Origin of the sequence: Holdemania filiformis DSM 12042, from assembly GCF_000157995.1 — a bacterium.
Classification (GTDB): Bacteria; Bacillota_I; Bacilli_A; order Erysipelotrichales; family Erysipelotrichaceae; genus Holdemania; species Holdemania filiformis.
Genome location: NZ_GG657552.1, coordinates 294,800 through 306,028 on the forward strand (window position 1 = coordinate 294,800; position 11,229 = coordinate 306,028).

7 protein-coding genes and 1 tRNA gene are annotated in these 11,229 nt (G+C 53.9%); all 8 read left to right on the top strand.

Features of this window, described 5'->3' with window-relative positions; genetic code table 11:
• Positions 1-2,247, top strand: a 2,247-nt coding sequence (locus tag HOLDEFILI_RS02215) for an ATP-binding protein (protein ID WP_039863706.1), incomplete at its 5' end; no start/stop codon positions are given.
• Positions 2,229-2,597, top strand: a complete 369-nt coding sequence (locus HOLDEFILI_RS02220; RefSeq protein ID WP_006057732.1) for an Hpt domain-containing protein — start codon at positions 2,229-2,231, stop codon at positions 2,595-2,597. The genes HOLDEFILI_RS02215 and HOLDEFILI_RS02220, both read left to right, overlap by 19 nt.
• Positions 2,594-7,096, top strand: a complete 4,503-nt coding sequence (locus HOLDEFILI_RS02225) for a hybrid sensor histidine kinase/response regulator (RefSeq protein ID WP_006057733.1) — start codon at positions 2,594-2,596, stop codon at positions 7,094-7,096. Before HOLDEFILI_RS02220 ends, HOLDEFILI_RS02225 begins: the two co-directional genes overlap by 4 nt.
• Before the next feature lie 134 nt (positions 7,097-7,230).
• Positions 7,231-7,314, top strand: a tRNA-Leu gene (locus HOLDEFILI_RS02230).
• Between the two features lie 163 nt (positions 7,315-7,477).
• Positions 7,478-8,146, top strand: a complete 669-nt coding sequence (locus HOLDEFILI_RS02235) for a response regulator transcription factor (protein WP_006057735.1) — start codon at positions 7,478-7,480, stop codon at positions 8,144-8,146.
• Positions 8,143-9,156, top strand: coding sequence for a sensor histidine kinase (locus HOLDEFILI_RS02240; RefSeq protein ID WP_006057736.1), 1,014 nt, complete (start codon positions 8,143-8,145; stop codon positions 9,154-9,156). The genes HOLDEFILI_RS02235 and HOLDEFILI_RS02240 overlap by 4 nt, the downstream gene beginning before the upstream one ends.
• 117 nt (positions 9,157-9,273) lie before the next feature.
• The gene (locus tag HOLDEFILI_RS02245) at positions 9,274-9,792 is read left to right on the top strand and encodes an HD domain-containing protein (RefSeq protein WP_006057737.1); all 519 of its coding nucleotides are present in this window, start codon (positions 9,274-9,276) and stop codon (positions 9,790-9,792) included.
• 312 nt (positions 9,793-10,104) lie between these two features.
• The coding region (locus HOLDEFILI_RS02250; RefSeq protein ID WP_006057739.1) for a Y-family DNA polymerase at positions 10,105-11,229 on the top strand (1,125 nt) is incomplete at its 3' end.

Sequence of the window (11,229 nt, forward strand, 5' to 3'; positions counted from 1 at the left end):
CTGGCGGCGATTATCGAACCGGAGGATTTTCCGGATGTCGTCAGGCGGCTGCGCGAACAGCTGCGGCAGGCCAAGACGATCCATATTGAAAACCGGCTGCGCTGCAAGGACGGCAGCGTGAAGTGGGCTTCAGTCAAAGCTCAGCTGTTTATGGAGAACGATGAATCCTTTTTTGACTGTGTCTTCATCGACATCACGGAGGAAAAGCAGCTGCGCCGGCGTGAAAAAGAACTCTATGAGCGGGAGCTGCGTTATTTCGTGGAAGCGGCCAGCGGCAATCAAAGCGGGCAGGGCCGGCTGAACGTGACGCAAAATCTTTTGGAAAGTTATTTGACAACGGCGAATTTCGCCGTAGCCCAGGTGGGCGACAGCTATGATCAGGTGATCGCTCAATTCGCGCACTCCTCCATGGATCAGGACACCGGCCTGCGGATTGAGAAGCAAATGCAAAGAGAACAGGTCCGGGCGGATTATGCCGTCGGCAAGAGCGAATATCACTTCGAATTTCTGCGCAGTACGCGCGAGGGCGCGTTCTGGAGTCATACGACATTCCATTCCTGTCTGAATCCGGAAACCGGGGAACTTATTCTCTTTTTCTATACGCTCGATATCACGGAGCAGAAGCTGCAGGAACAGCTGCTGGATCAGATCGTCAGCCTGAATTACGATATCATCGCAGAAATTGACGCGCACAGCGGACAACTGCGGATTCATGCTTCCAATGATCCGATGGTTCCGGCCGAGGATCAGTTTTCACTGGCGATTGAACAATTCGCCAGCCGTTATGTCAAATCGGAATTCATTGCGGAATATCGCCGTCAGCTGGATCTGGACCGCATGAAACGCACGCTGGCCGAACAAGGCCCGTATACATTCTCGGTGGAAATGCAGGATGATCAGGGGCAGACCCGCGTCAAAGTCTATAAGGTTTTTTATCTTGACCGTCAGCTGGAGCGTCTGTGCGTCACGCGCAGCGACGTAACCGAAGTCGTGCGTCAGGAACAAACGCAGAAAGCGGAGCTGGCAGCCGCGCTGAATGCCGCGCAGCAGGCGGATGCGGCAAAGACAGATTTTCTATCGCGGATGTCGCATGAGATCCGGACTCCGATGAACGCAATTCTGGGAATGAGCGCGATCGCCGCCCAATCGCTGAACGATCCGGACCGGGTGGGCGAGTGCATCGAAAAAATTCAGCTGTCCTCGCGGTTTTTGCTCGGCTTGATCAACGACATTCTCGACATGAGCCGGATTGAAAGCGGCAAGCTGCTTCTGAACAACGGGCCGCTAGTTACACGCAGGCTGATCGAAGGCGTCAGTACGCTGTGCGCCGGTCAGGCCGCGGCCAAGGGCGTTCGTTACCGGTGTGTTGTCGATCCGTCGCTGCAGACGGAATACACCGGCGATTCAATGAAGCTGCAGCAGGTTTTGGTCAACATTCTAAGCAATGCGGTGAAGTTTACGGATTCCGGCGGCGAGGTTGTCCTGCACGCCAGTCAGGTTCAGGCGAAAAAAGAGAATGCCGTGGTCCGGTTTGTGATTCGCGATACGGGCGTCGGCATCAGTCCGGAATTTCTGCCGCATCTGTTTGAGCCCTTTTCACAGGAGTCGACGGGAACGACCGCGGCGTATGGCGGCAGCGGATTGGGACTGGCGATCTCCAAAAGTGTTGTCGATCTGATGGACGGGCGCATCAGCGTGCGTTCAGAAAAAGGAAAAGGGACGGAATTTATCATCGAGGTCAAACTGGGTGTTGTTTCCTCCGCGGCAGAAGTCTGCGGCTGGAATTCGGCTGATGCCGCTTCAGTGAATCAAAATCCGCGGGATCTGGATTTTACCGGCCGGCGGATTCTGTTGGCCGAAGACAACGTGATCAATACCGAGGTGGCGGTGCTGCTTTTGCAGGCTAAAGGCTTCTGCGTCGATACCGCGGAAACCGGCGAACAGGCGCTGCGGTGTTATGAGGCCTCCAGCCCGTATTCCTACGACGCCATTCTGATGGATATCCGGATGCCGGTGATGGATGGCCTGAGCGCTGCCGCCGCGATCCGCCGCTGTCCACGTGCGGACGCTGCGCAGATTCCGATTATTGCGATGACAGCCAACGCCTTTGATGACGATATCGCCAAGAGTCTGGCGGCGGGGATGAACGCGCATCTGGCTAAGCCGATCGACCCGGATTTGTTGTATCAGACGCTCAATGATTTAATCGGGAACAAGGAGGAAAACCCATGGCGGACGTTAAAATAATCATGGAAACTTACGGCGTGAATTACGCGCTGACAATGGAACGGTTTATGCGGCAGGAAAAGATGTATGTGCGAATCCTGGGCATGTTGTTTAAGGACGAAAGTCTGGGGGATCTGCGGCAGGCGCTGCAGGCGAAAAATCTGGACGGAGCCTTTCAGGCAGCGCATACGCTGAAGGGGGTATCTGGAAACTTGGGGTTAACGCCGTTGTATGAGGCGGTCTGCGACATCGTGGAACCGCTGCGGCATGGGGAAAAGCGTTCCGATTATCCAGCCATGTTGGAAAAGATTGAGGAAGAATTCGCGAAGGTCAGGCAGATGCACGAAGAACTGACTGCGTGTCAATTATGAAAAGCAATTCCGCGGCACTGTTTGTCCGCACAGCTGCCGCACAATGGCAACCGGTGAACAAAACGGCGCAAAGCCGGAATCAGGATCCGGGTTTCACTGAATGGCTGGGGCAGGTCGACAATAACGAAAAACCGGCAGTCTGGCAAAATCTCCTCACCCAGACAAGCTATACCGCGGAAATCCAGACGTTCGAGATTGCCGGGGAGGCCGTGGCGCTGCTGACGCTGACGCCGGAGGTTCCGGCTTTTTCCACAATGATGGAGAAGCTGTGGGGAGCGGTTGCCTGCGGCTTGGTGGTCTGTCAGATCGACAACGCGCAGCCGCTGTATGTCAATGCGGCTTACCAACAGATGTTCGGCGCGCCGGCCGCGGATTTTAAAGCGGCGATGGAAGCTGTGCATCCGCAGGACTGGCCGGCTTTGCAAAGCGCGCTGGCGCAGCTGCGGGATCAACGCGGCGCGCTCCAGCACAGTTTCCGCGTCTGGGATGCGGCGCGGAAAACGTATCGCTTTATCCGGATCGACGCCTCTATCCGCACTTTGCCGCAAACCGGCGCGGTGCTGGTGGCGCTGCTTCTGGACGTCAGCGAACAATTCACCTTACAGACGCAGCTGAACACTGCCAATCAGAAAATGCAGGAGATCATCAACGCGATTCCCGGCGGCGTGGCCATTTACAAAGTAACGGATATTTTCGAAACGGTTTATTTCTCGGACGGCGTTCCGGCATTATGCGGATATACCGCCGAGGACTATCATGCGCTGAGGCTTCAGGATGCCGCGCTGCGAATCTATGCGGAGGACAGCGAGCGCGTCGTGGCCCGGGCGATGGAGGTTGTGCGTACCGGTATTCCGGCGACTTTGGAATTCCGCAAGGTGCACCGCGACGGGCATCTCGTCTGGGTGCGCGTCCAGATCAGCGCCCTTGGCGAGGACGAGGGGCATCCTCTGCTTCACTGTGTTTTCCACAATATTTCTGATTTGAAGGAAGCCCAGCTGCAGATGAATCATCTGGTCAATTCCATCCCCGGCGGAATCGCCAGCTACAAAGTGGAGAACAATGTTTTTATTCCAACGTTTTTCTCCGACGGCGTGGCGCAGCTGACCGGTCACAGCCCGCAAGAATTCCAGGCCATCACCGGACAGAACGCAATGCTTGCGATCTATCCGCCGGATCGTGAACGGGTGGAAAAAGCGGCGCTGCAGGCGGTAGTCAGCGGTGAGGTGCTTGACGTTTCCTACCGCAGCCCGCACCGCGATGGCTCCCTGATCTGGATTCATCTCAACGGGCGGCGGATGGGGCCGCGCGCGGAGGTATCTCAATTTTACGCGGTGTTTACTGGCATGTCCGCGGAAACACGGCTGTATCAAAGTATTGCCGATGAATCCTCGGACGGAATCTATGTGATCGGCAAGCATAATTATGAGCTCTATTATGTCAGCGACAACCACCGGATCTTTGCCAAGGATCAGCAAGCTGGCGGGCGGAAATGCTACGAGGTGCTTTTCGGCAAAAAGCAGCCCTGCGCTTTCTGTACGCTGAAAAGCCATGCCGCAGACAATGAGGAACACGAAATGTCTGTCGATCAGCCTGACCGTTTCTATGCCACACGCTTCCGCGAAACAGATTGGAATGGGATTGAGGCCTATATCAAGCATGTTCGGGAAATTACCGGGGAGGTTCGGGTGCGCCGGGAAAATGAACGGCTGGCGCAGTATTTCCAGACGGTCGTCAAAAATCTGCCAGGCGGTGTGACCGTGATTCAAAGCCGTCAGGCGGGACAGCTGGTGCCGGAATACATTTCCGAGGGTTTCGCGGAAATGGCCGGTATGAGCTACACGGCGATGTGCCAGGCAATTCAGCAGGATTTTACCGCGAATATTCATCCGCAGGATCGGGAAATGGTCCGCGGCCAGCTGCTGCGGTTCATCGCGGAGCGCCAGCCGCAGGGGGAAATCGTATTCCGCATGCTGAAACAGGATCAAAGTCAAATCTGGGTCAGCAGCAAGCTGTCGCTGATTCTGGATGAGGACGGGACGGTGCATGTTTACGCCGTGCATCACGACATCACCAAGGAACGCCTGGAGCAGCAGCGGATCCGGCAGCAGTATAACGAGCTGATTCTTGAACACTACCGGACACCAGGTGAGAACGCGCTGGTCGCAGGTCATTGCAATATCACGCGGGGCCGGATTCTGGATATCATGGACTATACGGATTCCGATCTGCTGGCAAGCTTCGGCTATGACCGCGAGGTGTTCTTTAAGGGACTCTCATCCCTGATCGTCGAACCCGGTCCGCGGCAATATTTCCTGGACCACTATTTAAACGAGCCGGCGCGGCGGGAATTCGCCGCCGGCGAAACGGTTCAGAGGCAGACGTGTTTTGTACAGCTGCCCAAGGAAAGTCAGGGCCGCTATGTCGAGATCAAGATGAACATGGTATCGACGCCGGACACCGGGGATGTAACGGGAATTCTGACCGTTACGGATATCACGGAAAAGACGATCTCCAATCTCATTCTGCACCAGTTGTCAAAAATAAATTATGACTTTGTCGCCGATATTGATTTAGGCCGCGACACATATAAGATTCTGTCGCAGAATGAACAGACAAGTCTGCTCAACGCGACGCATGGCTGTTATTCGCAATGGATTGAACAGCTGTTGGAAAGCCATGTGCTGCCCAAGGATAAGGAACGGTATGAGAGAAGTCTGAAACCGGAATATCTGAAATCACGGCTGCAAAACGAAGACTCCTTTACGTTTACCTTTTCGATGCGGGATCCCAGCGGCGAGCTGCGGATGAAGAACGCGACGGTCTCGGTCACGGACCGGCGGCTGAAACGGATCTGTCTGTCACGGACTGACATCACCGAATCGGTCCGCGAGCAGCAGGGATTACTGCGGGTGGCTGCCGTTACCTTTGAACTGGCCGGTTTTATCGACATCACCTCGAAACGGCTGATCGTGCATACGCGCCAGACCGTTGTGGAAAACCTGCCGCCGTATGTCGTCGAGCATTACGATGAAGCGATGGATAAGTTTGTCGGCCAGCACACCCAGAAGGAAGGTCTGGAGGAAATCCGGGGGCAGTTCCGCTTGGCGGCGATGCTTGACAGGCTGAGTCAGGATCCGCAAGGCTACGATTTTCTGTTTCCTTATCAAGACGCGCAGGGAGAACGGATTAAAAAGGTCAGCGTGCTGTGGGGCGACGCCGATCATCAGACGGTCTGCCTGGTCCGCGCGGATGTGACGGAGATGCTCGCGGCTGAGCGCCGGACCAAGAAAACACTGGAAAACGCCTTGATCCAGGCCGAAGAAGCCAATCGGGCCAAAAGTGATTTCCTGTCGGCGATGAGTCACGATATCCGCACGCCGATGAACGCGATCATGGGCATGACGGCCTTGGCAACGGCGCATCTGGGCGATTCCCAGCGGGTTGCCGACTGTCTAAAAAAAATCACCTATTCGTCCAAGCATCTGCTGAGCCTGATCAACGACGTCCTCGATATGAGCAAGATTGAACGTTCGCAGATAACGTTGAACCGGGTGCGTCTGCGGATGCCGGAGGTGATCGAGCAGCTGGCGGCGATCATGGGGCCGCAGGCCCGGATCAAAGCGATCCAGCTGAACATTTCCGCTAATCAAATTGAACATACGGTATTCTATGGCGATGCGCTGCGGATCAATCAGATCTTAATTAATATTTTAAGCAACGCAGTGAAATTTACACCGGAGGGCGGCACAATTGATTTCATCGTGGAGGAAATTCCAGGCAGCGATCAGAATCAGGTCCGCTACCGGTTTACGATTCGCGATACCGGCATCGGCATTGAACCGCAGTTTTTGGAGCATTTGTTCGATCCGTTTGCCCGCAGTTCGCAAGTCGGACAGATTGAAGGGACCGGTCTGGGCTTAAGCATTACCCGGGGCCTGATCGAGTTAATGAACGGCAGTCTTCAGGTGGAGAGCCAGGTAGGGCAGGGTTCGACGTTTGTCATCGAATTGGCGTGTGAGCCGGAGCTTAACGGAAATCCGGACGGCGAGAGGCCGGCGGAAGGAAGCTTAAGTCCGCAAGCGGACACAACTCTGGAAGGACGGCGGTTTCTGATCGTCGAAGATAATCTGATCAACGCGGAAATCTTAAGCGGCATCCTGGAATTGGCCGACGCTGAATTTGAGGTCTGTTACGATGGAAAACAGGCGGTCCGCCGGTTCAGCGAACAACCGGAAGGGTATTACGACGCAATTTTGATGGATATCCAGATGCCGGTGATGAACGGTTATGAAGCAACCCGCGTCATCCGGCAATTAAAGCGGGCGGATGCCGGACAGATTCCGATTGTCGCTATGACAGCCAACGCCTTTGCGGAGGATGTGGAAGCCTCCGTGGCGGCCGGCATGTCGGCGCATGTGGCGAAACCGATTGATCTGGATTTATTGTACGCGGTATTGAATCGGGTGCTGCCGGAGAAGACGAAAAAGTTGAATTCATGAAGAGAGAACCGCGGCTGAACTTGGCTGCGGTTCTTCATTTTGTCAGTTGGTGTTTTTTTCTTCTATTGAAAACGCGGCGCGGAAATAAAAATTCTTCCTTTTTGAATGGAACTTTGCTATAATAATTAAGCAATGCACCGGTGGCGGAATCGGCAGACGCGCACGTTTGAGGGGCGTGTGATTTATTCGTACGGGTTCAAGTCCCGTTCGGTGCACCAGTTGAATTCAATTTCCCGGAAGTTCCGGGGTCGAAAGTCCTGAAATCAGGGCTTTTTTGTTACTTTTGCAGGCAGAATCTAACAGTTTTGTTAGAGAGAAGAGAAGCCGTGGCGGGAAGATTTTCGGTTAGTGTATAATAAGATCATATGAGGAGGGATTGGGATGTTTAAAATCTTGATTGTCGAGGATGAAGAAAAAATCCGGGTGGAGCTGCAGAACCTGTTAAACCGCTACGGCTATGAGGCGCTGACGCTGGATGATTTTCACGAGGTCGATCAGCAGATTCTGCGGATTCAGCCGCATCTGGTCTTGCTGGATATCAATCTGCCGGAAATGGACGGCTATATGATCTGCCGCTCGCTCCGCCAGCAATCTTCGATTCCGATCCTGATGGTGACCAGCCGCAGCAGCGATCTGGACGAATTAATGAGTATGAGTCTGGGCGCCGACGACTTCATCACCAAGCCTTACAATGTCCAGATCCTTCTGGCGCATATTCAGGCTGTTTTAAAGCGCGCGTATCCGCAGGATCAGGGCCGGCTGCTGGAAGTCAACGGTGTTACGCTAGATTTAAGCAAGGGCTGTGTGATGCATGAAAATCAAAGCGTGGAGCTGACAAAAAACGAAATCCGAATCCTGTGGCTGTTAATGCGCAAGCAGGGCACGATCGTCAGCCGCGACGAGATCATGACCGATTTATGGCAGTCGGAGGAATTCGTTGACGACAACACGTTGACCGTGAACATCAACCGGCTGCGGCGCAAACTGGAAAGCATCGGCGTGAGTCCGGATTATCTGTCGACCAAACGCGGGCTGGGGTATCGGATATGACGTTCAAAGAATTTCTTCAGGACCGCTGGGTATTCCTGCTGGGGCAGACGATCTTTTTGCTTTTCGCCGGGGTGCTGCTGCGGTTACTGCGCGTCAGCGGGTTCGCGCTGGGGTTTTTAGCGTTTCTGTATCTGGCGCTGATGCTTGTCACGCTGGGGGTTGAATTTTACCGCAAGAAGACCTTCTTCGACCAGATGTTTCAGCTGTTGGATCAGCTGGAAGAGAAATACTATTTGTCGGAAATCATCGAATCCCCCAATTTTGTGGAAGGGCAGAAGCTGACGCAGCTGTTCCGGGTTGTGAGTAAGTCGATGAACGATACGATCGCCGACTACCGCCGCCGCAACGAAGATTACAGCCGGTACATTGAAACGTGGGTGCATGAAGTGAAAACGCCGATCGCTTCCTGCAAGCTGATCATTGAGAATCATTCCGATCCGGTGACGCGTTCGCTGGAGGAGGAAGTCGACCGGATCGATCAATACGTTGAACAGGCACTGTATTACACACGGTCCACCGTTGTGGAAAAAGACTATGTGATCCGCCGCTGTTCGCTCGATCAGATCGTCAGCCAGGTGATCAAAAATCACGCGAAGACGCTGATTTCCCGGCAGTTCTCAATAGAACGGGAAAATCTTGATCAGACCGTCTATACCGATGTGAAATGGATTGATTTCATTCTCAGCCAGATTGTGACCAACACGGTCAAATACCGCACGACCGAGAAGCCAGTGCTGCGGTTTACGGCGAAAGCGGATGAAAATCAGGTGACGCTGCGGATTGAAGACAACGGCTGCGGGATCAGCGCCCATGATCTGCCGCGGATCTTCGACAAGGGTTTTACCGGGGACAATGGCCGGCAGGTAGCCAAATCAACCGGAATGGGGCTGTATCTTGTCAAACAGCTCTGCGATAAAATGAATATCGGGATTCAGGCTGAATCGCTGCCCGGCCGGGGAACCACTTTCTTGCTGACGTTCCCGTTATCCGGCTTTCTGCTTCCGGAATAAAATGAGAAAATGGGTAGTACACTGAGAGCGGAAAGGCTGGAAAATTTTAAACCGCGGGATAACGCTTGATTTTTCATCGCCCTTGATTATAATAAGGACGAAAAGAATGGGTGAAGCATGATCGAAAACAACGAAAAACAAACCGAGCTGGTCGGACTTTTAAAAAAGTACGCGCAGGCGACGCTGACGCGGGAAAAGGTGCAGTCGATGCGTGGTTATCTTCAGCATGGGGATACGACGACGCTGGATCACGCGATTGCCGTCGCGTATTACAGCCTGATGCTGGACCAGAAATGGAAGCTGAACTGCGATAAAGGGAGTCTGGTGCGGGGCGCCTTGCTGCACGACTATTTTCTTTACGACTGGCATCAGCCGCACAAGGAATACGGGCTGCATGGGTTTACGCATCCTTCAACGGCGCTGCGCAACGCGGTTCAGGATTTTGATTTAAACGCCGTAGAGCGCAACATCATCGCCCGGCACATGTTTCCGCTGGTGCCGATTCCGCCGCGGTATCGGGAAAGCGTGATCGTCTGCCTGGCGGATAAGTTCTGTTCGCTCAACGAAACGTTCAGCCGGCAGCGTTATTTAACGTTGGTCCGACTGCTTTCCGCCGCGTTAATTTTCCAACGATGAAGCGTCCGAAGGGACGCTTTTTCTATAAGGAAAGGACATCACAGAGAAAAGGAAAAACTCTTTGGAGCAGCTTTCTGCACAAGCGTTTTAACGCGATGATAGCCCATTCTTTTTCATTCTGGATGAAGAACAGGATCAGGCTAAAACTAAAGAGAGAGAGCGGATGAAGATCAAATGAAAGGATGAAAATGGGAATTGAAACTTGAAAATAATTCAACTTTCCTTTATAATAGATTCAGATTCCAATTTACTTCAAACGGGAGATAAAATCAGGATCAGGCATCCTGACGGAGGCTGAAAGGAGGCTTGACAATGCAGAAACAGCGCGTGATTCTGGCGATCGACCTCAAATCGTTTTATGCTTCGGTGGAATGCGTCGACCGTGCTTTGGATCCGCTGACCACCCATTTAGTGGTTGCGGATGAAAGCCGGACGGAAAAGACGATCTGCCTGGCCGTTTCACCGTCGTTAAAGAAGCTGGGACTGGCGGGCCGTCCGCGTTTGTTCGAGGTCGTTCAGAAGATCGCTTTCATCAATGCGCAGCGGCGCCGGGAAGCACCGCACGGGAAGCTGACGGGTTCGTCCTGGGATGCGTTGACACTGGATCAAAAGCCCGGGCTTGCGGCCGCTTACATCGCTGCTCCACCGCGGATGGCCCGGTATATTGAGGTCAGCCGTCAGATTTATCAGCTTTATCTGAAGTACGTATCGCCGCAGGACATCCATGTGTATTCGATCGACGAAGTGTTCATGGACGTCAGCGCCTATTTGAAGCCGTTAGGCATTTCCGGCAGAGAGCTGGCGAAGCGCATCGTTCAGGATGTGCTGAAAACGACGGGCATTACCGCGACGGTTGGCATCGGCACAAATTTGTATTTAGCCAAAGTCGCGATGGATATCGTTGCCAAACATGTTGAGGCGGATGCGGATGGAACACGGATCGCCGAACTGGATGAAATGAGCTATCGCCGGCAGTGCTGGACGCACCGGCCGCTGACCGATTTCTGGCGTGTCGGCCGGGGTTATGCTAAAAAGCTGGAAGCCCACGGCTTGATGACGATGGGAGACATCGCCCGCTGCTCCCTGGGCAGCCCGGATCAATTCCACAACGAAGCCTTATTGTATAAGCTGTTCGGCGTCAATGCCGAATTGTTGATCGACCACGCCTGGGGCTGGGAACCCTGCACGATCGCGCAGATCAAGGCCTACAAACCAGTTTCCCGCAGCCTGGGCAGCGGACAGGTGCTGCATTGTCCTTATCCGGCGGAGAAAGCGCGGCTGATCATCCGGGAAATGGCGGATCTGTTAGCACTGGAATTAGTCGAAAAGGGACTGGTTACCGATCAGCTGGGGTTGTATCTCGGGTATGCCGCCGAGAATCTGCGCGATCCGGATCGCAGGCGGGAGTATCAGGGACCGGTGACGACTGACCGCAAT